Origin of the sequence: Bartonella sp. AP58NXGY, from assembly GCF_042195785.1 — a bacterium.
Taxonomy (GTDB): Bacteria; Pseudomonadota; Alphaproteobacteria; order Rhizobiales; family Rhizobiaceae; genus Bartonella.
Genome location: NZ_JBHIOY010000281.1, coordinates 1 through 362 on the forward strand (window position 1 = coordinate 1; position 362 = coordinate 362).

At 38.1% G+C, this 362-nt stretch carries 1 pseudogene; it reads left to right on the forward strand.

Annotation, left to right across the window (positions count from 1 at the left end):
- Nucleotides 1-362 (forward strand): annotated as a pseudogene (locus tag ACFINC_RS10950) (amidophosphoribosyltransferase); the annotation flags it as partial.

Here is a 362-nt window from a genome sequence, read left to right on the forward strand (position 1 = left end):
CGTGTCATTCTGGTTGATGACTCCATTGTACGTGGAACAACATCTGTCAAAATTGTGCGGATGCTTCGAGATGCAGGAGCAAAAGAAGTTCATATGCGCGTTTCTAGCCCTATGATTTTCTATCCTGACTTTTATGGTATCGATACACCTAAAGCCGAAAGCCTTTTAGCGAATCAATATCCAGATTTAAAATCTATGTGCAATTTTATTGGAGCAGACTCTTTAGAATTTCTTTCAACAGATGGATTATATCTTGCTGTAGCAGGAGAAAAACGAAATAACGCCGATCCACAATTTACTGACCATTATTTTACTGGATATTATCCTACGCATCTGGTTGATCAAGAAAACCTCTCCAAAAT